General features: G+C 65.1%; 20 protein-coding genes. 3 read left to right on the forward strand and 17 right to left on the reverse strand.

The features are described from left to right. Nucleotides 1–7: 7 nt before the first annotated feature. Genes puhB through bchF form a run of 9 tightly spaced genes read right to left on the reverse strand, consistent with a single transcriptional unit; the run spans nucleotide 8 to nucleotide 11,635 of the window. The gene (gene puhB, locus LPW26_RS09215) at nucleotides 8–670 is read right to left on the reverse strand and encodes a photosynthetic complex putative assembly protein PuhB (protein WP_238734496.1); all 663 of its coding nucleotides are present in this window, start codon (nucleotides 668–670) and stop codon (nucleotides 8–10) included. Next, on the reverse strand, nucleotides 667–1,434 hold the full coding sequence (puhA, locus tag LPW26_RS09220; RefSeq protein ID WP_238734499.1) for a photosynthetic reaction center subunit H: 768 nt from the start codon (nucleotides 1,432–1,434) through the stop codon (nucleotides 667–669). The genes puhB and puhA overlap by 4 nt, the downstream gene beginning before the upstream one ends. Before the next feature lie 21 nt (nucleotides 1,435–1,455). After that, the gene (locus LPW26_RS09225) at nucleotides 1,456–2,889 is read right to left on the reverse strand and encodes an MFS transporter (protein ID WP_238734502.1); all 1,434 of its coding nucleotides are present in this window, start codon (nucleotides 2,887–2,889) and stop codon (nucleotides 1,456–1,458) included. Further along, nucleotides 2,886–3,587 (reverse strand): magnesium protoporphyrin IX methyltransferase, encoded by a 702-nt coding sequence (gene bchM / locus LPW26_RS09230; protein WP_238734506.1) that lies wholly within the window; start codon nucleotides 3,585–3,587, stop codon nucleotides 2,886–2,888. Before bchM ends, LPW26_RS09225 begins: the two co-directional genes overlap by 4 nt. Beyond that, nucleotides 3,587–4,525, reverse strand: coding sequence for a ferredoxin:protochlorophyllide reductase (ATP-dependent) iron-sulfur ATP-binding protein (gene bchL, locus LPW26_RS09235; RefSeq protein ID WP_238734507.1), 939 nt, complete (start codon nucleotides 4,523–4,525; stop codon nucleotides 3,587–3,589). The genes bchM and bchL overlap by 1 nt, the downstream gene beginning before the upstream one ends. Beyond that, nucleotides 4,522–8,268: a magnesium chelatase subunit H gene (locus LPW26_RS09240; protein WP_238734509.1), complete on the reverse strand. Its 3,747-nt coding sequence runs from the start codon at nucleotides 8,266–8,268 to the stop codon at nucleotides 4,522–4,524. The genes bchL and LPW26_RS09240 overlap by 4 nt, the downstream gene beginning before the upstream one ends. Next, a complete protein-coding gene (gene bchB / locus LPW26_RS09245) occupies nucleotides 8,243–9,865 on the reverse strand; it encodes a ferredoxin:protochlorophyllide reductase (ATP-dependent) subunit B (RefSeq protein WP_238734510.1) in 1,623 nt (540 codons plus the stop codon). The genes LPW26_RS09240 and bchB overlap by 26 nt, the downstream gene beginning before the upstream one ends. A 1-nt stretch (nucleotide 9,866) precedes the next feature. Continuing rightward, on the reverse strand, nucleotides 9,867–11,153 hold the full coding sequence (locus LPW26_RS09250; protein WP_238734511.1) for a ferredoxin:protochlorophyllide reductase (ATP-dependent) subunit N: 1,287 nt from the start codon (nucleotides 11,151–11,153) through the stop codon (nucleotides 9,867–9,869). Further along, nucleotides 11,150–11,635 carry a 2-vinyl bacteriochlorophyllide hydratase gene (gene bchF, locus LPW26_RS09255; RefSeq protein ID WP_238734512.1) on the reverse strand — a complete coding sequence of 162 codons (486 nt, stop codon included), beginning with the start codon at nucleotides 11,633–11,635 and terminating at the stop codon, nucleotides 11,150–11,152. Before bchF ends, LPW26_RS09250 begins: the two co-directional genes overlap by 4 nt. A 339-nt stretch (nucleotides 11,636–11,974) precedes the next feature. Here bchF and LPW26_RS09260 point away from each other — a divergent pair, with 339 nt between their 5' ends. Both LPW26_RS09260 and LPW26_RS09265 read left to right on the forward strand, forming a co-directional pair. After that, the gene (locus LPW26_RS09260) at nucleotides 11,975–12,859 is read left to right on the forward strand and encodes a cobalamin B12-binding domain-containing protein (RefSeq protein ID WP_238734513.1); all 885 of its coding nucleotides are present in this window, start codon (nucleotides 11,975–11,977) and stop codon (nucleotides 12,857–12,859) included. Between the two features lie 65 nt (nucleotides 12,860–12,924). Next, nucleotides 12,925–13,587: a biliverdin-producing heme oxygenase gene (locus LPW26_RS09265; protein ID WP_238734516.1), complete on the forward strand. Its 663-nt coding sequence runs from the start codon at nucleotides 12,925–12,927 to the stop codon at nucleotides 13,585–13,587. A gap of 7 nt (nucleotides 13,588–13,594) precedes the next feature. Here LPW26_RS09265 and LPW26_RS09270 read toward each other — a convergent pair whose 3' ends face one another. Together LPW26_RS09270 and ppsR (LPW26_RS09275) are read right to left on the reverse strand one after the other, a co-directional pair. After that, nucleotides 13,595–15,793 (reverse strand): GAF domain-containing protein, encoded by a 2,199-nt coding sequence (locus tag LPW26_RS09270; protein ID WP_238734519.1) that lies wholly within the window; start codon nucleotides 15,791–15,793, stop codon nucleotides 13,595–13,597. Continuing rightward, nucleotides 15,794–17,170, reverse strand: coding sequence for a transcriptional regulator PpsR (gene ppsR / locus LPW26_RS09275; protein WP_238734522.1), 1,377 nt, complete (start codon nucleotides 17,168–17,170; stop codon nucleotides 15,794–15,796). Nucleotides 17,171–17,484: 314 nt separating this feature from the next. Here ppsR (LPW26_RS09275) and LPW26_RS09280 point away from each other — a divergent pair, with 314 nt between their 5' ends. Then, complete coding sequence (locus tag LPW26_RS09280; RefSeq protein ID WP_238734525.1) at nucleotides 17,485–17,904, forward strand: c-type cytochrome; 420 nt, start codon at nucleotides 17,485–17,487, stop codon at nucleotides 17,902–17,904. Nucleotides 17,905–18,018: 114 nt separating this feature from the next. On the opposite strand, the gene LPW26_RS09285 is transcribed toward LPW26_RS09280, so the two are convergent. The 6 genes from LPW26_RS09285 to ppsR (LPW26_RS09310) all read right to left on the reverse strand — a co-directional run bounded on the left by LPW26_RS09285 (nucleotide 18,019) and on the right by ppsR (LPW26_RS09310) (nucleotide 24,053). Beyond that, entirely contained in the window at nucleotides 18,019–18,294 is a 276-nt protein-coding gene (locus LPW26_RS09285; RefSeq protein ID WP_238734528.1) for a hypothetical protein, read from the reverse strand. Nucleotides 18,295–18,336: 42 nt separating this feature from the next. After that, nucleotides 18,337–18,801, reverse strand: coding sequence for a TspO/MBR family protein (locus tag LPW26_RS09290; protein ID WP_238734531.1), 465 nt, complete (start codon nucleotides 18,799–18,801; stop codon nucleotides 18,337–18,339). Between the two features lie 290 nt (nucleotides 18,802–19,091). After that, nucleotides 19,092–20,297, reverse strand: coding sequence for a geranylgeranyl diphosphate reductase (locus tag LPW26_RS09295; protein ID WP_238734532.1), 1,206 nt, complete (start codon nucleotides 20,295–20,297; stop codon nucleotides 19,092–19,094). Between the two features lies 1 nt (nucleotide 20,298). After that, nucleotides 20,299–21,633, reverse strand: a complete 1,335-nt coding sequence (locus tag LPW26_RS09300; protein ID WP_238734534.1) for a BCD family MFS transporter — start codon at nucleotides 21,631–21,633, stop codon at nucleotides 20,299–20,301. 28 nt (nucleotides 21,634–21,661) lie between these two features. Continuing rightward, a complete protein-coding gene (gene chlG / locus LPW26_RS09305; protein ID WP_406677295.1) occupies nucleotides 21,662–22,627 on the reverse strand; it encodes a chlorophyll synthase ChlG in 966 nt (321 codons plus the stop codon). Then, nucleotides 22,620–24,053, reverse strand: a complete 1,434-nt coding sequence (ppsR, locus tag LPW26_RS09310) for a transcriptional regulator PpsR (RefSeq protein WP_238734535.1) — start codon at nucleotides 24,051–24,053, stop codon at nucleotides 22,620–22,622. The genes chlG and ppsR (LPW26_RS09310) overlap by 8 nt, the downstream gene beginning before the upstream one ends. Between the last annotated feature and the right edge of the window lie 235 nt (nucleotides 24,054–24,288).

Here is a 24,288-nt window from a genome sequence, read left to right on the forward strand (position 1 = left end):
CTCCGGTTCAAGCGACGGCAGTGGCCGTCGAGTTCGACAACGGGCCTTGAGCCGGTCCGCTGGTAGCCGTCTGAACGAGAGAAACTGCGGCGGGATCGAGCTGTGCCTTCACCGCCTCGGTGAGGATCGCAGCCACCTTTGCGACGTCGCTGACCGACGTCATCATCGGCTCGGGTGCACGCAGACGCCATGGTCGAATGTGTGGCCACAGCAGAACGTAGGAGGTGCGTTTGGTATCGATGATCCGCAGCGGAATGTCGCCGCTTCCGTCGTGTCGTTCGTGGAGATCCGCGTTGGCGATCTTGCCGAGCGGAATGTTCAGCGTGATCGGCAGCGCCACCCCGGTCTGGATCAGCACGCGCTTGGAGGTGATGGTGTAGCAGCTCGCGCGGCGGAACAGATAGGTGAGCAGCGCCAGCAGTGCGAGACCGCCGATCGCCGGAAGGAGAAGCATCGCCGCGGACGCCGATGCTTCGCCGAGTGATTCACCGTTCGACCAGTTCGACCAGGCCTTCCACACGATCAGCAGGGCGAAATAGATCGCCACTGCCCGCATGTGGAAGGTCCGGATCGCCAACCCTTTGAAGGTCGGCTTCCCCTGCCAGAGAACGCGCTCTCCCTCCGGCAGTGGCGACGGAAGCTCACGAAATTGGCTGGGGGAGTCGGTCATACGATGGGCTCCTGACGCATCGGCGTGGCATAGAGCGTGCCGGCGCCGTAATACGCACAGACCTTGTCTTCCTCGAGCTTGGTGACCTGATCCGCCTTGGCCAGCGCAGGCACGCCTGCGAACTGATCACCGCGGATCGCGTCGACCGAGACCTTGCCGACCGGACTGTTGATCAGCGCGAAGGGCACGGGGAGAAGCACGCGCTTCTTGGTCTTGGCGACTTCGACCTCGAGGTAGCGAGCCAGAACTTCGGCGCGGTCGACCCAGACTTCGGTCACCGTACCGCCGACCTGACCGTCACAACCGACGACCGGGAAGCCGATCGGATTGGGGTCGCGATGGTCGAGGAACATGCCCTTCGCGGCGCGGAGCGGCGCGATGATCGGCAGGTTGTCGAGGCCGAGTTCCGGCACATCGGCGCGCTGCGCATAGGAACCCGGGCCGACACCGTCGGCGAACGGGTTGCCGGTCGGCACGAACGGCGCGCCGGGCCAAGGCGCGGTCGGGGTGAGCGCGACGTTGGGCCGATCGTTGCTGATCGACGGCACTGTCTTGGTCGCACCGCCGCGCAGCAGATAGGTCTTGGGATCCGGCGAGGCCGGAATCCCGGTCTTCGCGAGACGGTTGCCGGCGCCGACGTCGGCGACCAGCGGATAGCCCTCTCGCTTGTCTTCGCGGCGAAGATAGAAGAGCAAGCCGGCGAAGAAGATCCAAAATACGTACAGGGTAACCTGTGCTAAGTCCAAATACGCTCCGGGTTGCATGAGCGGACCCCTTCCTCTTTGTTAACCTGGAAATTCGGCAAGGCCGAACTTGGTAGCAGGCTGCGCGCCGCCCGATCGTGACGTACGCACGAGCGGACCGACCGCAACCAACGTTGCGAACAGCAACGCGATCTCGATGTTGTAGACAAAGCCGTAGCCGATCGCCGGGCCGGACAACGCGACGCCGAGCGCACCGCTGTCGGCGAACGACGCGACCAGGTCGCGAATGCCGCCGCCGAGCAGGATGCCGCCGCCGGCCGCGGTCGCCTGCACGGCGCCCCACGTGCCGAGAGCAAGACCGGGATCGCTGTCCGACGCCACGGCCATCGCGGCGGTCAGCGTGCCGGCGGCGAACAAGCCGCCGCCGAGACCGATCAGCGCCGTGCCGATGCGGAACAGCAAGGCCGACTGCGCTGGCGCGGCGAACATGACAGCCGCAAACGCAAAGATGCCGACGAGCGCGCCGAAGCCGGCGAGCCGATACGGATCACCCCCGCGGCCCAGCGTGCGCGCCGCGATGCCGAAGCCCGCAAGCGTGCCGAGTGCGAAGAACGCAGTCAGCGCCGTGGTCTGGCCGACCGAAAGCCGCAGCACTTCCGCGCCGTAGGGCTCCAGCAGAATGTCCTGCATCGAGAAACCGGCGGTGCCGAGACCGACCGCGATCAGCATGCGCGACGAGCCGCCGGCAGCGCGGAAGCGCGACCAGGATTGGTTGAACTGTGGCCGCTGGCGCTGCGCCGAGGTCAGCGTCGGGTTGCGCGCTTCCTGCTTCCACAGCGCCACGATGTTGAGCAGCAACTGCGCCACGGCGACGCCCTGGATCACTTGAATGAGACGCAGTTCGCTGAAGTTGCGCAGCAGCTCGCTGAAGATCAGCGCGCTGCCGGTCATCCCCACCAGCAACATGACGTAGAGAAACGCAACGACGCGCGGCCGCGCATGCTCGGGTGCAAGATCGGTCGCGAGCGCAAGGCCCGCGGTCTGCGTCGTGTGCATCCCCGCGCCGACCAGCAGAAACGCCAAAGCGGCGCCGATCTGGCCATAGACCGCCGGATACTCGCCGCCGCCCGACAGCACCAGCAGTGCGAACGGCATGATGGCGAAGCCGCCGAACTGCAGCAGCGTGCCCATCCAGATATAGGGCACCCGGCGCCAACCGAGCACGGAGCGATGATTGTCGGACTTGAAGCCGATCAGCACGCGGAATGGCGCGAACACCAGCGGCAGCGACACCATCAGCGAAACCAGCAGCGTCGAGACGCCGAGCTCGACGATCATCACGCGGTTGAGGGTGCCATTGAGCAGTACGACCGAAGCGCCCACCGAGACCTGAAACAGCGACAACCGCAGCAGCCGGCCGAGCGGAAGCTCCTTGGTGGCGGCATCGGCAAACGGCAGGAAGCGCGTGCCGAGACGCATCCAGCCTTTCGCCAATGTCGCCGTCATCTGGCTCATCGTCGAACCATCTCCAGCGCCTGCGAGGTGTAGAAACCGGACGACACTCGGTGCGTGCGGCCCGGCTGCCACTGCACCAGCGCAGCGTCTTCCGAAATCAGCTTGAGCAGTTTCTTCTCGCTCACTGGCTCGATCGCCGGCGCGCGGTCGGCACGCGGGAAGAAGCCACCGACGAAGTGCATCAACGCCAGCGCCGGAGTCTTCGGCGCAAACGTCACCGCCATCGATTGCCGGGTGCGCGACGCCAGCGTGGCGAGGATGCGGCAGATATCGTGCGGCAGATAGTGGATCAAAGAATCCATCGCGACGACGAAGTCGAATTCGCCGAGCGCAGGATCGAGCATGTCGCCGGAACGGAAGTCGATCGCCGCCGGATCGATGTCCTCCGGCAGGCGTTCGCGGGCGACGGCGACCAGCGTCGGCGACAGGTCGATCGCCAGCACCTGCGCGCCACGCCGCGCCGCTGCGATCGACAGCGCGCCGGTGCCGCAGCCGGCATCGAGCAGCCGGGTGCCGGTCATGTCGGCCGGCAACCACGACAGCAGCGTGTTGCGCATCTCGTCACGGCCGGCGCGCACCGTGGCGCGGATGCCGCTCACGGGGGCATCGGACGTCAGCTTGGCCCATGTATCGGCCGCAGTGCGGTCGAAATAGGTTTCAAGCTCTCCGCGTCGCTCGATGTAGCTGCCCAACGCCATCAATCAAATCCCAAGAGATCAAAGATGTCGCGATCCTTCAGCGGCTTGCCCTGGACCGGTGGCGCCTTCGCCTCCCACATATCGGCAGCGAGCCGAAGATACTCTTGTTGCACAGCCAGAATTTCGTCGGTGTGATCCATCTCAAAGAGTGTCATCTTTTTCAGACGGCTCTTGCGAATGACATCGAGATCCGGAAGGTGCGCAACGCGCTGAATACCGGTCGCGGCGCCGAACTTGTCGATCTGATCGGTGTCGCGGCTGCGATTGGCGATGATTCCCGCCAGTCGGACGGCGTAGTTCTTCGACTTCGCCTGGATCGCAGCAGCGATGCGGTTGGCAGCGAAGATCGAGTCGAAATCATTTGCGGCGACGATCATCGCCCGCTCGGAATGCTGCAACGGCGCTGCGAAGCCGCCGCACACCACGTCGCCGAGCACGTCGAAGATCACCACATCGGTGTCTTCGAGCAGATGATGCTCCTTGAGCAGCTTCACGGTCTGGCCGACGACGTAGCCGCCGCAACCCGTGCCGGCCGGCGGGCCGCCGGCTTCCAGGCACATCACCCCGTTGTAACCCTCGAACACGAAGTCTTCGGGACGCAGCTCTTCGGAGTGGAAGTTCACCTCCTCGAGGACGTCGATCACCGTCGGGATCAGTCGCTTCGTCAGCGTGAAGGTCGAGTCGTGCTTGGGATCGCAGCCGATCTGCAGTACGCGCTTGCCCAATTTGGAGAACGCCACCGACAGGTTCGACGAGGTCGTGCTCTTACCGATGCCGCCCTTGCCGTAGATCGAAAACACCTTGGCGCTGCCGATTTTGACATTCGGGTCGAGTTGCACCTGGACGCTGCCCTCGCCGTCCCCTTCGGAGCATTTCGACGCATTGAGGTCGGCACAGCCCGAAGTCTTCAGCTTGAGGGGATCAGTCAGGATGTTCATGCGGCCACTCCTACGCCTTCTAGGCGATCCTCGAGCTCTTCGCCTGCCTTGCGCAGGACCTCGAGCATTTCCGGGTCCGGAGACCAGTAGTTTCGTTCGTGGGCTTCGATCAGCCGGTTAGCGACCTTCGCGGATGCGACCGGATTGAGCGCGGCGAGACGGGCCCGCATTTCCGGATCGAGGACGAAGGTTTCGGTGAGCTGTTTGTAGACCCACGGCGCGACTTCGCCGGTGGTCGCCGACCAGCCCATGGTGTTGGTGACGTGCTCTTCGATCTGGCGCACGCCTTCGTAGCCGTGCTTGAGCATGCCCTCGTACCATTTCGGATTGAGCATGCGCGTCCGGGTCTCGAGCGCGACCTGCTCGGACAGCGTGCGCACCGTTCCGGCGCCGCGGGTCTGATCGCCGATATAGACCGGCGCGGCCTGCCCGCCCTTGGCCTTGCGAACCGCGCGGCTGATGCCGCCCAGCGTGTCGAAGTAATGATCGACCGTGGTAACACCGAGTTCGACCGAGTCGAGATTCTGATAAGCGAGATCGACGTCGGCAAGCGCGCTTTTCAGCAGCTCGGCGTGCTGCACAGGCTGGCCCTTGAGGCCGTAGGCGAAGCTCTTGCGCTTGGTGTAGGTCTCGGCGAGTTCGTCCTCGTCTTCCCAGCGGCTGTTCTCGACCAGATGGTTGACGTTGGAGCCGTAGGCGCCGTCGGCGTTGCCGAAGACGCGCAACGATGCGGTCTCCATGTCGCATTTGTGCTGGGCCTGATAGGCCAGCGAATGCTTGCGGATGAAGTTCTGCTCGGCCGGTTCGTCGGCGCTCGCCGCCATATAGGCGGATTCGGCCAGCAGCTTGATCTGCAGCGGCAGCAGGTCGCGGAAGATGCCCGACATGGTGATGATCACGTCGATGCGCGGCCGGCCGAGTTCCGCAAGCGGGATCAGATCCGCGCCGGCGAGACGGCCGTAGCCATCGAACCGCGGCCTTGCGCCCATCAACGCCAACGCCTGGCCGATCGGTGCGCCCTCGTTCTTGAGGTTGTCGGTGCCCCATAGCACGATCGCGACGGTCTCGGGCAGCGGATTGCCTTCGGCGATGTGCTTGTCGATCAACCGCTGCGCCTGTTTGGCACCGTCCTGCAACGCATAGGCCGACGGGATCCGGAACGGATCGAATCCGTGCAGATTGCGGCCGGTCGGCAGCACCTGCGGTGTGCGCAGCAGATCGCCGCCCGGCGCAGGCCGGATGAACTTGCCGTCGAGCGCGCGCAAGATCGCAGCGATCTCGTGGTCCTCGGCCAGTAGCTTGTCCATCCCGGCAAGCTCCTTGAGCATGTCGAGATTAGCCTGCGCATCCGGTCCGTTGCCCGACAGATGTTCGGGATGACCGCCGCGGACCAGCGCTTCGAGCAGCGACTTGTCCGGCCGCTTGCCGTGCAACGCATCGGCGATCGCTTCCAGCGTTTCGACGCGCTCCTCCTCGGACGGCACATTGCCGACGACGTGCAGCCCGTGCGGGATCAGCGCGTACTCCATCTCGAGCACCGCATCGGCGAGCTTGGCGATGGCCGCGCCCGCATCTTCAGCGGTCCAGGCCGGCTCGGCCGGCACGAGATCGAGGCCGGCGGCCTGCGCCTGCACCAGCACCGCCAGATTGTCGCGCTCGGTCTCTTCTTCCGGCGTCAGCCCGCGCCAGCGCTCGAGCGAGGATTTCAGTTCGAGCAGGCCGCGGTACAGACCGGCGTGGGCCACGGGCGGCGTCAGATAGCTGACCAGCGTCGCCGCCGAGCGACGCTTGGCGATCGCGCCTTCGGACGGATTGTTCGATGCGTAGAGATAGAGGTTCGGCAGATCGCCGATCATGCGATCGGGCCAGCAGGTGCCTGAAAGGCCGGTCTGCTTGCCGGGCATGAATTCCAGCGCGCCGTGAGTGCCGAAATGCAGCACGGCGTGGGCTCCGAAATCCTGCTTGAGCCAGCGGTAGAATGCCGAGAAGGCATGCGTCGGCGCGAAGCCCTTCTCGAACAGCAGCCGCATCGGGTCGCCTTCGTAGCCGAACGCCGGCTGCACGCCGACGAAGACGTTGCCGAAGCGCTCACCAAGCACGAAGATCGAGCTGCCATCGCTCTGATGCTTGCCGGGCGCCGGACCCCACTGCGCTTCGATCTCGCGCAGCCAGCGCTCCGACTTGACGTGATCGCCGGCCGTGACGCGGGCGTGGACGTTGGCGTGGGCGCCGAACCGCGCCGCATTCCCGGTGATGATCGACTCGCGCAGCGCGTCGACGCTCTCGGGCACCTCGACAGTGTAGCCTTCGCTCTTCATCGCCTTGAGCGTGTTGAACAGCGACTCGAACACGCCGAGGAACGCCGCAGTGCCGGTGTTGCCGGCATTCGGCGGGAAGTTGAACAGCACGACAGCGACCTTGCGGTCCTTGCGCTCGCTACGGCGCAGCGCGACCAGCCGCGCGGTTCGCGACGCCAGCATTTCGGCGCGCTCGCCGCAGACATGCATGTCGCCGCCGCTTTCGCTGCGTTCGAACTTGCAGAACTTATCGCAGCCGGGGCAGGCGACGTCGCCGCCATCGGAACGGCCGCCATAAACCATCGGGCCGGACGATCCGTCGAGTTCGGGGATCGCCACCATGATGGTGCTTTCCACCGGCATCAGCCCGCGGTCGGACGCGGCCCATTGCTCGAGGGTCTGGAATTCGACCGGATGCGCCGACAGATACGGCACATCGAGGGCGGCCAGGATGTCTTCGGCCGCCTTGGAGTCGTTGTAGGCCGGGCCGCCGACCAGCGAGAAGCCGGTCAGTGACACCACGGCATCCACCGTCGGACGGCCGTTATGAATGAAGAACTTCTCGATGGCGGGACGCTGATCGAGACCCGAGGCGAAAACCGGGACGACGCGCAGGCCCTTGGCCTCGAACGCCTCCAGCATGCCGTCGTAATGGCCGGCATTGCCGGCTAGCAGATAAGAGCGCAGCAGCAGCACGCCGACCGTGCCCTTGGCTTCGGCCGGCCCCGCCGGCAGCTTGTCCAGCGTCTCGGCGATCCGGCCCTTCATCTTCGGATGATACACGCCGACATCGGCGTAATCGATCGGCGGCTCGACCTTCGCGGCGCCGCGCAACACCTTGCGCGGACCGTTCGCGTAGCGATCGATCAGCAGCCGCACCATGTTGGCGATGTTCTGCTCGCAGCCCGCGAGCCAGTACTGCAGCGTCAGGAAATAGGCGCGCATGTCCTGGGCGGTGCCGGGGATGAATCGCAACAGCTTCGGGAGCTGCCGCAGCATCTTCATCTCGCCCTTGCCCGCGCTGCCTTCATGCTTCTTGCCGCGCAGCTTCTTCAGCCAGTTGATCATGCCGAGCGTTTCGGCGCTCATGTCGAACTTGCCGATATGGGTGAGCTTCACCACTTCGGCCGCCGACATGCAGCACACGATCGCGTCGCACTGCGCCCGCCGCGCCTTCAGCGCCGGCATCACCGCGCGAACGTGATCGTCCATGAACAACATGGTGGCAATGATGATATCGCCGGTGGCGATATCGGCGAGGCAGCGCTCGAGCGCGTGGCCGTCGCTGCCCCACTCGTCAGCGGAGTGCACCACGAGTTCGAGACCCGGATAGTCCTTGCGCAGCACCTGGCGTGCACGCGCGGCGGCCCCGGACAAATGACTGTCCAGCGTAACGATGACGACCCGAATGGGGGTCTTATCAGCGGGCGAAGTGCGCTTTGGCATCGTACAAGGTCTCGACGGTAATGGTTGCGACGCCATTTTCGTTGGCGAATCGCTCGGTATTCCGGCGGGCTTTCCCGCGAACGAAGAACGGAATCTTTTGAAGTTCCTTCTCTGCTTCAGGAGCCCAGACGGTCCCTGCGGCCGCACCGTTTGCAGCAGCCGGCACGGATGCTGCCTCGTCGAGAGTTGGCGCGCCTTGCGGCAGCGCAATAACTACCTCCGCCACGTCGGGCGCGGCTTGCGACGCGTGCCCGGTGCCGAGGTGTGACGGCAGCGCGCCGTCCTTGAATTCGAAATCGTCCTTGAACATCGCCAGCAGATGTTCCTCGAGGCCCATCATCAGCGGGTGGACCCAGGTATCGAAGATCACATTCGCGCCTTCGAACCCCATCTGCGGCGCGTAGCGCGCCGGAAAGTCCTGGACATGCACCGGCGCGGAGATCACCGCGCAAGGCACGCCGAGCCGCTTGGCGATGTGGCGCTCCATCTGCGTGCCGAGCACGAGCTCGGGATGCAGTTCGGCGACCTTGGCCTCGACCTCGAGATAGTCGTCGGTGATCAGCGCTTCTACGCCGTATTTCGCCGCCGCCTCGCGCAGGTCGCGGCCGAACTCACGGCTGTAGGTTCCGAGCCCGACCACCTTGAAGCCGAGTTCTTCCGACGCAATGCGAGCCGCGGCGATCGCGTGCGTGGCGTCGCCGAAAATGAATACCCGCTTGTTGGTCAGGTAAGTCGAATCGACCGAGTGCGAGTACCACGGCAGCCGCGTCGAAGTGGCGGCGAGCACAGGCTCGGGATCGACGCCGGCAAGACTCGCGACTTCGCGGATGAATTCGCGGGTGGCCGACACGCCGATCGGAATCGTCTTAGTGAACGGCTGATGGAAGATGCGGTGCAGCCAAGACGCCGCCTGCCCGGCGATCTCGGGATACAGCACGACGTTGAAATCCGCGTCACCAAGCCGGGCAATATCCGCCGGCGTGGCCCCCATCGGGGCGGCGACATGGACCTCGATGCCGAGTTGACCAAGTAGTTTGGTGATTTCGGCGACGTCGTCGCGATGGCGGAAACCCAGCGCGGTCGGGCCGAGCAGATTGCATTTGGCGCGGACGCCGGGCGCGCGTTCGGCGCGCTTGGTGCCGGGCGCCGGCGCATTCGGACCCGCGAGCGCGCGGACGAGCTGGTAGAACGTCTCCGACGCGCCCCAATTTTCCTTCCGCTGGTAGGCGGGCAAATCGATCGGGATCACCGGGATCGGAAAACCGAGCGATTTCGCGAGCCCGCCGGGATCGTCCTGGATTAGGGAGCCGGTGCAGGACGCGCCGACGATCATCGCCTGCGGCTGAAAGCGCGCATAAGCATCGCGTGCCGCGGTCATGAACAACTCAGCAGTGTCCTTGCCGAGATCGCGCGCCGCAAAGGTCGTGTAGGTCACCGGCGGGCGCTTGGCGCGGCGCTCGATCATGGTGAACAGTAGATCGGCATAGGTGTCGCCCTGGGGGGCGTGAAGAACGTAGTGCAATCCTTCCATGCCGGTGGCGACGCGCATCGCGCCGACATGGGGAGGTCCTTCATAGGTCCAGACGGTGAGCTGCATGTCAGGCCACCAACTTGGCGCGGCGCACCAGCGGCCGCGCGAACAATTCAGCGAGATCGGCCGCCTGCTCGTAGCCCTGGATCGGGGTGAACACGAGTTCGATCGACCATTTCGTGGTGATCCCCTCTGCTTCGAGCGGATTGGCGAGGCCGAGACCGCACACAGCGATATCGGGACGCGCCGCGCGGCAGCGGTCGAGCTGCCGATCGACGTCCTGGCCTTCGGTCAGCGCGACGCCGGCCGGCAACAGCTTGAGCTCTTCGGCGAGGTGCTCGCGATGCAGATAGGGCGTGCCGACTTCGACAAGCTGCATCGAGAGTTCGCGCGACAGGAATCGCGCGAGCGGAATTTCGAGCTGCGAGTCGGGGAAGAAGAAGATGCGACGGCCTGCGAGCTCGCTGCTGTAGGCCGCGAGCGCGCGCTCGGCGCGGGCGCAGTTCGGCGCGGTGACCTTCTCGAAGTGCGCCGGGTCGACACCGAACGCGTCGGCCGCAGCGCGCAGCCAGGCGGTGGTGCCCTCGACACCGAGCGGGAACGGCGCGGCGAGCCGCTTGGCGCCGCGCTCCTGCAGCGCCCGCACGGTGTCCGGCAGGAACGGCTGCGCCATCAGGATCTTGGTGTTCGGCCCGACGCTCGGCAGCACGGTGGATTTGCGCGGCGGGAAGAACGCCACCGGCCCCACTCCGAGCGCATCGAACATCCGCATGAACTGGTCTTCGACGACATCGGCGAGCGAGCCGATCACCAGCAGCGACGGCGCGTCACCGGTCGCCGCCGGCAACTCGGGCACCAGCGAAGCGAGGCAGGCGTCCTCGCCTTGCGTGAACGTGGTTTCGATGCCGCTGCCTGAATAATGCAGGATGCGCACGCCCGGTGTGAACCGTTGCGACAGCCGCAGCGCCGCGCGCGACAGATCGAGCTTGATCACTTCCGAGGGGCACGAGCCGACCAGGAACAGCAGCTTGATGTCCGGACGCCGCGTCAGCAATTGCGTGACGATGCGATCGAGTTCGTCGTTGGCGTCGGTGAGACCGGCGAGATCCTTCTCTTCCATAATCGCTGTGCCGAACCGCGGCTCGGCGAAAATCATCACGCCAGCGGCGGACTGGATCAGATGCGCGCAGGTGCGCGAACCGACCACCAGGAAGAACGCGTCCTGAATCTTGCGATGCAGCCAGACGATGCCGGTGAGGCCGCAGAACACTTCACGCTGGCCGCTCTCGGTGCGGACCTCACGCGCGACAGGATCGACCGCGGGCGCGGCGCAAGGGGAGACATGGACGGTCATGCGCGGCTTCCGGAAATGTGAGCGGCGCCCTGCGCGGCGATCCGCTCGTCACGGCGTGCAGCGCGCAGCTTGAGGACGAATTGCGTGGCGTTGACCACGTAGGTCGCATAGGCCGCGAGCGCGACCAGCATCTGCTGGCGCGGATCACCGAGGCCGGCAAACAGCATCACCAGGTAGACGGTGTGGAGAGCGAGCACGAGGAAGCTGAAGACGTCTTCCCAGAAGAAGGCCGGCGCAAACAGATAGCAGCCGAAGACTTCCTTCTCCCAAATCGCGCCAGTGATCATGATGGTGTAGAGCACCAGCGTCTTGATCACGACCGAGGCCGTCGCAACCGTGTAACCGTCGCCGGTCCATAGATAACGCAGCACCAATCCGAGGCTGATCAGGAACACGAGAAACTGCACGGGCGCGAGGATGCCCTGCACCAACGTCCACTTTGTTGCGTCGCGGCGGGCGCGCTCCTCGGGCGTGTAAAGCATCTTAAGCCTCTGGACTCGCTCAGCAACACGCGCACCCCGCACTGCGTCAGCGTTTGGCGCTGCGGCAGGGGTTTTGACGCTGTCGATGTAAAGAATGTTTGACACTTGGCCGTCCCGGTGATGCGATACCGATGAACGGAATGGGGAAACGGGCACCATCGCACCAAGACCCTCAGTTTCTTGATCTGATGCTCTTCTGAATTGCACCACGCCACTCCCTACGTGCGGCTGATTGATAAAGGCTAGACCCCGGCAACACGAGTGTCAACCTAACCATACGTAAATTAAACTTGACGGTCGAGGGGCCGGTCGAGTTATCTGGTCAAAAGGGGGTATCCAATGACCGACCGCAAAGAGCTTTCGATCTGGAATAGCCCCGACCTGGACCTGCGCCCGATACCGGTGAGCCTGGACTTGTCACCTCCTGAGCCGATCTGGCGCTACCGACCGCCGATCAGCGGCGATGCGATTGCACGCTCGATCCGCACTCAGATACTCCCTCAGGCTGGTCTCGCGCTTCGCTCCATCTCTTTCCCGCCGACCCCGGACATGACCGAACCGGCTGCGCCTTTCGAAGTTCAGCAATTCACGCTTCTCATCCTGAGAGCCGATGAAGCTGCGGCCTTCGCGTATGTCGAGAATCTTATCTCGCGCGGCATGGCGATCGATTTGATCTTCCTCAACCTGCTCGGCCCGGTCGCGCGGCGACTCGGGGAGATGTGGGAAGACGACACCACTGACTTCGCCAACGTCACGTTGGGCGTGAGTAAACTGCAGCGGATCCTGCGCCATCTCGGCGAAACGTCATCGCCCGCAGACGATGTCCAGCGCATTGGCTCAGTGCTGCTGACGACAATCCCGGGCGAGCAGCATAGCTTCGGTCTGGCGATGGTGACCGAATTCTTCCGGCGTGACGGCTGGGACATCTGCACCGGGCCGTTCAGGTCGTCGAGCGATCTGTCGTCTCTGTTGGCAGATCGATGGTTCGACTTGATCGGCTTCTCGATGACCAGCGACCGCCGGATCGACGATCTGAAACGTTTGATCCAGGTCGTGCGGCGCGAGTCCCGAAATCGCCAGATCGGCGTCATCATCGGCGGGCCGATCCTGGTCAATCACCCCGAACTGGTCAACATGCTGGGCGCCGATCTGAGCGCCACTGACGGCGCTCACGCGCCGCAATTGGCGCGCGCCCTGCTGCCGATGTTGAAAGCGCGCCGGTGACGCTTGCGGGCTTCGCCGCCTCGCTTCCGCTCTGCTATAAGACAGGCTGAAGACGAGGAGATCGAATGACCGCAGTTTCCGCGGGGAACGCCGCGCCGAGCGTCGTAACCGCACTTTACGTTCGAACCAAAGCCCTCCATCTCGAAGCGGAGCGAACCGGCTTCATCGCCGACATGCTGCGCGGCGCAGCCAGCCGGAAAGGCTACGCGCTGCTGCTACGCAACCTGCTGCCCGCATATTGGCAAATCGAAGACGGCCTCGAGCGCCATTGCGAGAATCCGGTGCTACAGCCACTGGCGCGCTATCGCCTGGCGCGGGCGCCGGCGATCGCGGCTGATCTGGCCGCGTTGACAGGCAACGACACGCTGCCGCTGCTGCCGGAGGGTGAATCCTATGCGCGGACCATCGCGGCCGCTGGCGAGGGCGACGGCAGCCGGCTGATCGCGCACGCCTACACGCGCTATCTCGGAGACCTCAATGGCGGTCAGATCGTCAAGCGCCTGCTCGAGAAGTCGCTCGGACTCGGTCCGCGCGAGCTCACCCACTACGACTTCTCGTCGATCGGAGAACCTGCAGCCTTGAAGGCCGGTTACCGCCAGGCTTTGGATTTGGCTGGTGCTGCCGCGGCAGATCCGGACGCGATTATCGCGGAAGGCGCGGTCGCATTCGAATGCAACATCGCGCTGTCGATCGCCGTGCAACGCCACCTATCCGGCGCGGCTGCATAGCGCCGCGCTACTTTTCGGTCTTCCGCGATTTGCCCGGGATCGGATCGGCGGACGTGCGGGACGCGTGCAGCATCAGATGTTGCAGCACTTCGGCGGTCCGCATCGTCGAGTCGCGCACGCCCTCGAGCAGTTCGGCAATTCGCCCGGTCTCCACCCCGTAGGTGATTTCCAGCGCCGCCAGTTGCGCGTTCTCGACGACGGCCGACAGCAGGTTCTGGTAGACGAGGTCGGATTTCGAATCGAGCCGCAAGCCGGTGTTGCGGCTGCTCTTGAGGATGCCTTCCTGGAAGCGACCGCGCGCGGCTTCGGCCGCCCGGCGAGCGGCGTTGTCGTTGAAAATCAGCACAAAGCCGAGCGCGCGATCGCGTGACGGCACCACCGGATCGGCCCGAACCAGCAGCGAGCGGGCCTGGCCGGCCGCTTCCCGCAGCAACAATTCGCCGCGCCAGCCGCGCTGCCGCTCGATCATCTCGGCGATGTTGCGCCTGAATTCGAACGGATCGAGGAACGCCAATGCAAGATCCTCGAGGCGGTGCAGCGGCGGATAGCCCTCCGGCAGCATCGCGGTGAAAGCGGAGTTGATCAGCAGAATCTTGCCTTCGGCATTGGCGATCACCACCGGATGGTCGGAGGTCGCGACCTGCCGCGAGAACTGATCGAGTTGCTCCTGCGCGATCAGCGTTCGAACCGCGCGGAATTGCAGCACGATATCGGCGACGGATTGGCCGATAGTCCGCACCGCGGCGAGATCGGCCGGGGTCCACGGGTCGGACGTTCCCTCCACCACTTGATTCCATTTAGCGAAGGAGCGTCGCGGCGATAGATCGGCGGGGGTGTTGCCGATCACGAATGGCTTTTTCGGATCGCCGCCCCAGGTGACGGTGCGCACCCGCTCGGGACGAAACCAGATCAGAAATTCGCCAGGATGATTCGAAACCGGCGCCCCAGCGATTCCGCTTGCGACCGGCGTCAACGACGCGAAGTCGCGCACGTCGAGCCCAAGCGACGACGTCGAGATCACCGTGGCGCGGGGCTGGCGCGCCAGCCACGCGGCAATCCCCCGAATGTCTTGCGTGCCTGGGACCTCGCCGACCGTGGTCACCTGCCCCTCATAGACCAGCGCGGCACCGCTGGCGCGCACCGGCTGCAGGATCGACTGCGAGGCATCGAAGATCGCCGCACGCCAGTCGCCCTCGCGCGAGATACTTTCGATCATGCGCTGTTCGAGCCGCTGCACGAACAATTCGGACTGGCTCTGGGCGAAGCTTTCCAGTGCAGTAATGCGCGTGGCGATGGCTTCGGCCAAAAGTTCACAGACCGCGCGCAGTCCGAAATGGATGAAGCGCGGCTGATAGTGATGGCAGGCGACGAGCCCCCATAGCTTGCCGCCGACCATGAGCGACACCACCAGTGTGGCACGCACGCCCATGTTCTTCAGGTACTGCAGATGGATCGGCGACATCGATCGCAGGAAGCAGCCCGACATGTCGAGGTCGCGCCCAGTCAGCGGCGACAGCCGCGGCTGCAACGGGACCGGATCGTAGGCGACGTCGACCAGCACGCGGACGCGCTGCCGCTCGTAAAGCCGCCGCGCCATTTGGGGAATGTCGGATGCCGGATAGCGGTTGCCGAGATAGGAATCGAGACCCGGCGTGTGACGCTCCGAAAACACCTCTCCGTGCCCCTCTTCGTCGAAGCGATAGAGCATCACGCGGTCGTAGCCGATGCGGTCCTGAAACAGCAGGACGGCTTCGTCGCACAGCGCGCGGATCGAGTTCGAGGCGCGGATCTTGTCGAGCGCTTGGCCAACGGTCGTCAGCATATCGAGCGGCGGACCGGCGCGCTCGAGTTCGACGATAAGGCCACCTTCCGGCGGCCGGTGGATCAGGCCGTCGAACTCCACGGCCGGCCTGCCGATCCGGCAGCGCACCGCGATCGGCGTCCCCTCGGAAGTCGGATCGAGATGCGGCAGGATGCGGATCAGCAGATCGCCTTCGAGGTCCGCAAGCGCGACGCCGACGACCTCTGGGAGATTGAGAAATTCGGCCGCGTTGGCGCTGGCCTGAATAATGCGGTGGTCGGGCTCACTGACGACGAGCAATGCGCCATGCGGCTGGATCGACCCCGCGAGGTGGATCTGCTCCTGCTCACAATTCGAAAGGTCCGCGGTTCCGAATGCGGGCGAGCTGGTCGGTTGGACGGCCAATCAATCCTCAGGGTCGTCGTCTGGAACGAAGTCCGGTGAACTGGACCCCTTCTCATCGAGTCCATACCGCGCAAGCTTGGCATAGAGACTCTGCCGGCTCAAGCCAAGCAATTCGGCGGTCGCAGTCCGGTTGCCCTTGGTCAGTTCGAGCGCTTCCTTAACGTAGTGGCGCTCCACGATGCCAACGGTATTCTTCACCAGTTTGCGCAGCGAAGAACGGCCGAGTTGCTTGCTGATGGGCCCGAGCGCAGCGCGCAACGCGTCGGTCTCTCCGCCGGTCAGACGCCGCGACACATTACGGATCAGGACGCCGACGTAGTTGTGGTCGTCGCCATCGACCGCGGAGATCTCGACCTCGGTCTCGCTGCCGAGTTCGCCGCGAATCGTGGTCTGGAACAGCCGCACCGTCTTGTAGCGCTGCAGGTGCGACAGCAGCGCGGCGAGATCGGCGCCGGGCTGGCTCAGCCAGCGCCCCAGCGATTCGCCGATCGCCGAGCCCTTGGAGCCGATCTGTACCAAGTCGAGAAATGCCTGATTGGCGTGGCGGATCACGCCCGCCGAGTCGAGCGCAACGAAGCCGTCCGGCACACGATCAATCAACGTCTTCAGCACGGTGGGTTCACGGTCCTCGCCCCGGGGCGCGGACGTCACGGGAGCAAACTGCACCAGGAAGACCTGACCGCGTTCCGAGGACACCAGCGAGCCTCGCACCATCCACGGGCGCGCGTCGCGGCCGAGATGGACGAGGATACTCAAAGCCTTGCCGCGATCGCGGACGCGCACCAGCATTTCGCGAACCGCGTCACGATCAACCTCGGCGATTTCCGCAATGATCTCACGCCCGGTGACGTCGGCATTGTCGCGATCGATGCCGGTGAGCGCCTGCACGGCGGCGCGGTTGGCCTCGACGATCCTGAGGTCGTTGGCCGAGACGATCAGCACCGCTTCGGTGGCTGCATCGAACACCAGCCGGTACCGCGTCTCCATTTCGCGCAGACGCCAATAATCGCGCTCGATCGTCTGCTGTGCCGCGATCAGCCGCGAATGCAGCTCGGTGACGGCTTGAAGGTTTTTGCCGACCGCCAGCATGCCGGTGCGATCGCCGAGCAGCATCGTGGTGAATTCGATCGGGATCTCTGTCCCGGACGGAAAGCGCTGATTGATCTGGCGGAACGCTGAAATCCCGCTGGACCGAGCGTCTTCCACCATGCGGCGAACCTTGTCGCCGCAGTCTTCGCCGGCGATGTCCGTCCAGGCGCGGCCGAGCCACGTCTCAACGCTCTCAGCAGACAGCGCAGGCGACAGGCTGGCGTCGCGGATCACACCGTCCATGTCTAGTAACAGTGTGATGTCAGGCTGAGCTGGTTTGGCAGACATCGTTCCACTCGCAGGCGGTTCCGGCGTCGGGAGACGGCAGTCGAACGGTCGCGCCTAGTCGAATTATGCAGACATTGTGCCAATGACAAGTGCAAGCTGATCCGAATAGCGCAGGAAATTGGCCGAATTGCCTAATCCGTAACTTTGTTGCGCGGAATCAACGCGGTATGAGACACAAACGTCCAACTGCATGGAACATTAAGTGTCATAACTGCTTTACAGACCACTTTAGAAAGAGTTTGGATAACCCATCGTCGAGCCCGAACCGGGCCCCGATACCGTGGGCGCAACCGACTGAGATCTAGGAGAGAGACGTGGTCCGTAAACTTCTCGCAATTGTCACCATCACCGCTGCCGCAGGATCTCTGTCGACGGGCATCGCGTCGGCGCAGGACGCCGCCAAGGGCGAGGCGGTTTTCAAGCAGTGTCAGACCTGCCACCGCGCGGACAAGAACATGGTTGGTCCGGCGCTGGGCGGCGTGATCGGCCGCAAGACGGGCACCGCGGCCGGCTTCACCTATTCGCCGCTGAACCACGCTGCCGGCGAAGCCGGTCTGGTCTGGTCGCAGGAAAACGTCGTGGAATATCTCGCGGATCCGAACGGGTTCCTGAAGAAGTACCTGACCGACAAGGGCCATGCCGACAAGGCGACCGGCTCCACCAAGATGACCTTCAAGCTGGCCAACGAACAGCAGCGCAAGGACGTCGCCGCTTATCTGGCGACTTTGAAGTAAGCAGATCCTGCGCTGACGCAGTCAGCCCGAATTCGAGAGCTCCGGTCCGCGAGGATCGGAGCTCTTCTCTTTTTGGACAGGGGTTCGGCCGTCGCCCGGCGGGAGCCGCGAAGCTCAGCTGCGCCAGCGCCGCAGCACGTCGACCAGATGCGCCAGGCCGGCCAGCATGAGGCAAACCGTAGGCATCACCCAGGAGCCGCCGGCCAGCACCGCTCGCAGCGCCAGCAGCATCAGCGCGCCCGAGCATAGCCCCGGCAGAAAATCGGCGGGTGCGATCCCACGCCGGCGCCATACCCAGTAACCGATGATTCCGATGGCCTCGAGCAGCAGGAAGCCCAGGATCAGATCGACCACGAGGCCGCTGGCGAACAGATCGGACATCATCGACATGAGCGGCTCATTGATGCGAGCATTCCCCGCGGATGGCGGCGATCAGAACGGCGCGTTGAGCTGGACCACCGTCCAGTTCAGATAGGCCGCAAAGCTGACCCAGAGCAAATACGGCACCAGATAGTAACTCGCCGTGCGTGCGCCGCGCCAAAACACCACGATGCCGGTCAATACCGAAAGCCACAGCAACGGCACTTCCAACAGCGCCCAATCCGGCCGCTGCACAGTGAAGAACAACATGCTCCACAGCACGTTGAAAAAGCCGTTGGCGGCGAAGATGCCGATCACCCATTCGCGCTGCGCCCGCGTGGTCGCGCCGCGCCAGGCATACACCGCGGACATCGCCGCCAGCGCGAAGATCAAGGTCCAGGCCGGTCCGAACGCCCAATCCGGTGGCTGCCATGATGGTTTGCTCAGGCTTTGATACCACGCCCCGGTGTCGGTGAGCGATCCGCCCAGCAATCCGACCAGGATGGCGACGGCAAAGGCGACAAGGATCGGGTTCACGTCGGACCTGCAGCAAGTTGAAGCTTCGCGCGTCTCGCTTGGTGGCGGGACGAGTCGAAGGAGAAAAGAGAATCGCAATCGGATCCTCAGACTATCAAAATCGCGCCGTCGGCGCGCATGGCTGTTTGACACGCAAGGCCGGCACAGCACGCGCGACCGAACGCATCGGACTTCGGATGCACAAGCTCGGTGCCCGTGTTGCCCTCACCCACCCCACCCCTGGCCCGCAAGCGGGAGATGGAGCTCTCTGCGCCGGGAGGCGCGACTTGTCGCGCGCAGCGACGCCGAGGTCAGACCGAGGCGAACCCCGTCATGTGGGCGAGGTTCTTGAAGAAGATCCGGACATGCGCGATCGGCTTGGCGCGGACCAGCTTCTTGTTCATGTAGGCGTCCCAGGTCAGCTTCTGAACGTCGCGATCGCGGCAGATGCTGACGAACTGCTCGCGGCGCTTGTCGCTGGCGTACCAGTACCACTGCATCAGGCCGAGGATGCGGAAAACCGAGCCGTTGGCGCGCATGAAGCGCTTGCGCGCGCCCTTGAGCGCCTTGGCGTCGGCGGTATCAAGAAATTCGCCGACCGCTTCGGCCGCAAGGCGACCGCCAAGCAGCGCGTAGTAGATGCCCTCGCCCGACGCCGGCGCGACGACACCCGCGGCATCGCCGGCGAGCAGCACGCTGTGGCCGTCGTCCCAGCGCGGCAGCGGATGCAGCGGAATCGGCGCGCCTTCCTTGCGGATGGTCTCGACCTCGTCGAGCCCGGTCTGCTTGCGCAGCTCGGCGACCGAATCACGCAGCGAAAAGCCCTTGTGCATCGAGCCGGTGCCGACGCTCACGGTGTCGCCATGCGGAAACACCCAGCCGTAGAAGTCCGGCGACACCTTGCCCTGATAGTACACGTCGCAGCGCCGGCTTTCGTAGGCCGCTCTCTGTTCGGCTGCCGGCGCCTTGATGATCTCGTGATAGGCGAACACGAACGGCACACGATCGGCGTCCGGCAGGAACTGCCGCGCGACGGCCGACACCGCGCCGTCGGCGCCGATGATGGCGCGTGCCCGTAGCGCCTGCTCCTGCATGCTGCCGTCGGGCTGGCGCGCTTCGTAGTACACGGTGTTCAGGCCGCTCTCGTCGCGGCTGAAGCGGCGGAACAGCCCGGTGACGCGCTCGGCGCCGACGCTGGCGGCGCGCTGGCGCAGCCATTCGTCGAAATGTTCGCGGTCGACCATGCCGACGAAGCCGCCGTCGATCGGCATGTCGACTTCGACATCGGTCGGCGACACCATGCGGGCGGCGTTGATCTTGGCGACCAGCATGCCGTCCGGAATGGCGAAGTCGCGGATCGCCCGCGGCGGGATTGCGCCGCCGCACGGCTTGATGCGACCGGCGCGGTCGAGCAGTGCGACGCGCTTGCCGGCGCGGGCAAGATCGCAGGCCGCGGTCGCGCCGGCCGGCCCTCCGCCGACGACAACGACATCATAAATCGCGGAATTCTCGCTCATCCTATCCTCCCGCCACTGCTGCATTCGCCAAATCGACGCTTCTGCCCGCATTGCGTGCCGAGCGCTGCTGGGCGCGATGCACCCACACCGCCATCACCGCGGAGACCATGAACAGACCGGCCTCGGCCGCGAACACCGACGCGTAGGACAACGCCGGCGACCCCAGCACCAGGCGGGCGACGTCGCTCGCCAGCGTGCCGATGAAGCCGCCGACGCCGAACGCGATCGCCTGCGCGGCCCCCCACAGCCCCATGCGCACACCCTCGCGCTTTTCGCCGCCGGCGCTGACCAGCTCCATCATCGAACCGATCGCCGCCACCGCGTAGGCGCCATTGGTGACGCCCAGCAGAAACACGTTTTCGCGCAGCGGCCAGGATCCGCCGACCAATGCGGCCATGGACAGACCCAGCAGCGCCAGCGCCGAGGCGATGCAGCCGCCGATCGTCCAGACCTTGAGATTGCCGCGCGTCTTCGGCAACAGCGCGCCGATCAGCGGCACCAGTGCCATGCCGAGCAGCGTGCCGCCGTGCTGCACGCTCGACAGCTTGGTGGTCTCGCCCGGCGTGAAGGCGAAGACCGCGCCGGCAAACGGCTCCAGGATCAGATCCTGGGCGCTGTAGGCGAGCATCGAGACGAACACGAAGATCGCGAAGCGCCGGGCCTGTGGCTCGGCCCAGACTTCCTTGATGGCGGCGCGGAACGACCCCTTCTCCGGTGGCGCGACCGTGGCGGCCGCAACCTTGCCTTCGATCCCCCACACGCCGACGAGCGTCAGCACCATCGCGATCAGCGATACGCCGCCGGACACGGCGACCAGCCGCGACGGCGAGAATGGATCGAGCAGGTGGCCGGCGAAGCCGGTGGTGACGATGAAGCCCGCGATCATCATCACCCAGACGATGGTCGCCGCCGCAGCGCGGCGCTTGTCGTCGACGCGCTTGGCGAGCAACACCAGCAGCGAGGTGCCGGCCGCGCCGACCCCGCCGCCGATCAGGCAGAACGCCACGATCGCGAGCGCCACGCCGAACAGCGGCTCGGTCGCCATCCAGGCAGTCGCCACCGCCGCGAGGAAACCGCCGAGCGCGAGCACCGCCATGCCGCCGATGATCCACGGCGTGCGGCGCGCGCCGCGATCCGAGCCATGGCCCCAGGCCGGACGAAACACCTGCAGCGCATAGTGGATCGCCACCAGCGCCCCCGGCAGCATCGCCGGCAGCGCCAGCTCCACCACCATCACGCGGTTGAGCGTCGACGTCGTGAGCACCACGATGGCGCCGAGGCCGGTTTGCACCAGACCCATCCGAACAATGCCGAGCCAGGACAACGGCCGCATCATGATTGCGTCACTCCACTCGCGAAGAAACTCATGTCGGGGCTCCGAACGACGACACCGCAATCGCGCTCGCCATCATGCCCATGACGTAAAGAGCGACGCCAAGACCGCTGAACCAGGTGGCGCGCTCGACCGGCGCGCGCAGGAAACGCACCATCAGGGCGAGCTGAAGCACCAGCACGAGGCAAACGATCGCGGCGCCGATCGGCCGGTCCCAGGACAGCAGCAAAGCGATCACCACCACCTGCGGAATCGCCATCACGGCGCAGGCGGTGCGCGCGGCGTTGTCGACGCCGAGCTTCACCGGCAGCGAGCCGACGCCGGTCTTGATGTCGCCCTCGATCGACTTGAAATCGTTCAGCGTCATGATGCCGTGCGCGCCGGCGCTGTAGAGCAGCGCCAGGATCACGATCGGCCAAGGCGGCAGGCCGCCGAGCATCACGGCGGCGCCGGTGAACCAGGCGAAGCCTTCGTAAGTAATCGCGCAGGCGCCGTTGCCGAGCCAGCCGTTCTGCTTCAGCCGGAACGGCGGCATGGAATAGATCCAGGCCAGCACCAGGCCGAGCACGGCGGCGCCGAACACCCAGACGCCGAGCTGGCTGGCGAGTAGCAGCGACGCGGCGGTCCACATGAACGACAGATACAGACCCCAGCGCCCGGGAATGCGGCCGGACGGGATCGGCCGGTTCGGCTCGTTGATGGCGTCGACGTCGCGGTCGAACCAGTCGTTGACGACCTGACTGGTGGCGACCAGCAGCGGGCCGCACAACACGATGCCGGCAATCACTTCGATCCAGCGCGACGAAATCGGCACGCCCGACGACACCACGCCGCACGCGAACGCCCACATCGGCGGAAACCAGGTGATCGGGTGCAAGACCTCGAGCACCGCCGACGGCGCGGGACGCGTTGCCAAGGCGTTCGGCACTTTGCCGCTCGGCACGCTCCCATTCGGCAGCTTGCCGATCGGCGCGTTACTCAATGGCGCGTTACTCATCGGCGGCCTCTCCTTCGGGCGCGTGTTCGGCGAGGCCGTAGCGGCGCAGTTTGACGTAGAGGCTCTGCCGGCTGAGGCCGAGCATGTCGGCGGCCGATGCGCGGTTGTCTCCGGTGAGTTCGAGCGCCGCCTCGATCGACAGCTTTTCGATCACGTCCGTCGTCTCGCGCACGAGGTCGCGCAGCGGCACCCGGCCGATCAGCTCGGTGAGCTGCGCGACCGAGCGCGGCAGCTCCCGCTTCGAGCTCGCCGCCGCGGGCAGCCGCTTTTCGACGTTGCGGATCGCGAACCCGAAGCACGGCTTGTCGTCGGTGTCGTTGAGGGCAACGGCTGACACTTCGACCTCGGCAGCCGCGCCATATTCGCCACGCAGCACGGTGGCGAACAGCTTGATCGTGCCGCTCTGCCGGAGATTGGCCAGCGCGACGCTGAGATCGACGCCGGTGCGGCCGAGCCAGCGATCGAGCAATTCGCCGCGCGCCTGCTCGGCGCTGCCGAGCTGCGCCATTTCGAGAAAAGCCAGATTGGTGCGGACGACGCGGCCGTCGAACTGGGTGATCACCAGCGCGTCGGCGGCGGATTCGAAATATTTCAGCAGCAGCGAGGCGCTCTTCGCGGCACCGAGTTCCGGCACCGGCGATTGCGACGTCAGCCGCACCAGGAACAGCGAGGCATTCTCCTGCCGGAACAGCGACGCCGACATCTCACAGGCGCGGCCGGAATTGGCGAGCCGCACCTTGGCGCGGCCATCACGCCCGGTCGACCGGACATCCGCCAGCAAGCCCAGCACGGCCGCTCGGTCTGCGGCATCGAAGTGACTGACGAGAGAAGAGTTTTGCGTTTGCGGGGCAGTCGCGTCGAACATCGCCAGCGTCGCGGGATTGGTGTCGACAATCAGTTCGCTGGTCGCATCCACGATCATGACGGCTTCCGAAGACACCTGGAACAGCAGGCGATAGCGGGTTTCCGCGTGGCGGAGCCGGATGTAGTCCCGCTCCATCGATTGCTGCGCGTTGATTAGCCGCTGCTGCATCAATGCGAGTTGACGCAGATCACGACCGACCACCAGCAGCCGATCATCGCGTCCGAAGCCAACGGCCGAATACAACACCGGAACGTCGTCGCCTCCGGGGGACGGGTGGTTCACCTGACGCCAGGTCGGGGCGTCGCGCACCGTGGCATCGAGCAGCAATTCACGAATCTTCGGTTGGGTATCGGACGTCACCACGTCGACCAGCCGGGAGCCGAGCCAGCGGCCCTGCGCGTCCAATTCGAGCGCCAGTTCGTCTTTGTTGAACGCCACATCGAGAATGACGCCTTGAGGATCAATCACCAGAGCAACGTCCGTCGCCGTAGCGATCAGCTTCGCCGCAGCCCCGGCACCGAGATCCCCCAGCGATTCGTTCGGCGATTTGAACACTTGCACCAGGGCAAATATCCTCCAGCAAGAACCCGTCCCTCCGTCCGGCGCCTGCGTCCACCAAGTCTTGTTGTTGCCTTGAGCCTTAGATGGAGCTGCGGGCCGGCGTCGGCTTGTCTTGGCGATTCACGCGCGAATGGGACGTGCTTCTTTAGCTCACGTCGCTCCGCACGTCATGATCCGGCGGAGATGTTTGTCCGGGGCCCGGCTGCCTATATTTCCGGTTCGTAGGGCCCCAAGC

Origin of the sequence: Rhodopseudomonas infernalis (assembly GCF_022271405.1) — a bacterium.
GTDB lineage: Bacteria > Pseudomonadota > Alphaproteobacteria > Rhizobiales > Xanthobacteraceae > Rhodopseudomonas > Rhodopseudomonas infernalis.

Excerpts from the sequence above, each read along its gene's own strand:
- bchF (WP_238734512.1), bottom strand. The coding sequence starts at position 11,635 with ATGCTTTACACGCCCGAGGAGCGCGCCCGCCGCGACGCAACAAAGTGG.
- chlG (WP_406677295.1), bottom strand. The coding sequence starts at position 22,627 with ATGAGTAACGCGCCATTGAGTAACGCGCCGATCGGCAAGCTGCCGAAT.
- LPW26_RS09300 (WP_238734534.1), bottom strand. The coding sequence starts at position 21,633 with ATGATGCGGCCGTTGTCCTGGCTCGGCATTGTTCGGATGGGTCTGGTG.
- LPW26_RS09260 (WP_238734513.1), top strand. The coding sequence starts at position 11,975 with ATGACCGACCGCAAAGAGCTTTCGATCTGGAATAGCCCCGACCTGGAC.
- LPW26_RS09225 (WP_238734502.1), bottom strand. The coding sequence starts at position 2,889 with ATGAGCCAGATGACGGCGACATTGGCGAAAGGCTGGATGCGTCTCGGC.
- ppsR (WP_238734522.1), bottom strand. The coding sequence starts at position 17,170 with ATGTCTGCCAAACCAGCTCAGCCTGACATCACACTGTTACTAGACATG.
- puhA (WP_238734499.1), bottom strand. The coding sequence starts at position 1,434 with ATGCAACCCGGAGCGTATTTGGACTTAGCACAGGTTACCCTGTACGTA.
- bchM (WP_238734506.1), bottom strand. The coding sequence starts at position 3,587 with ATGGCGTTGGGCAGCTACATCGAGCGACGCGGAGAGCTTGAAACCTAT.
- LPW26_RS09240 (WP_238734509.1), bottom strand. The coding sequence starts at position 8,268 with ATGCCAAAGCGCACTTCGCCCGCTGATAAGACCCCCATTCGGGTCGTC.
- LPW26_RS09295 (WP_238734532.1), bottom strand. The coding sequence starts at position 20,297 with ATGAGCGAGAATTCCGCGATTTATGATGTCGTTGTCGTCGGCGGAGGG.
- bchB (WP_238734510.1), bottom strand. The coding sequence starts at position 9,865 with ATGCAGCTCACCGTCTGGACCTATGAAGGACCTCCCCATGTCGGCGCG.
- puhB (WP_238734496.1), bottom strand. The coding sequence starts at position 670 with ATGACCGACTCCCCCAGCCAATTTCGTGAGCTTCCGTCGCCACTGCCG.
- LPW26_RS09250 (WP_238734511.1), bottom strand. The coding sequence starts at position 11,153 with ATGACCGTCCATGTCTCCCCTTGCGCCGCGCCCGCGGTCGATCCTGTC.
- LPW26_RS09285 (WP_238734528.1), bottom strand. The coding sequence starts at position 18,294 with ATGTCGATGATGTCCGATCTGTTCGCCAGCGGCCTCGTGGTCGATCTG.
- LPW26_RS09265 (WP_238734516.1), top strand. The coding sequence starts at position 12,925 with ATGACCGCAGTTTCCGCGGGGAACGCCGCGCCGAGCGTCGTAACCGCA.
- bchL (WP_238734507.1), bottom strand. The coding sequence starts at position 4,525 with ATGAACATCCTGACTGATCCCCTCAAGCTGAAGACTTCGGGCTGTGCC.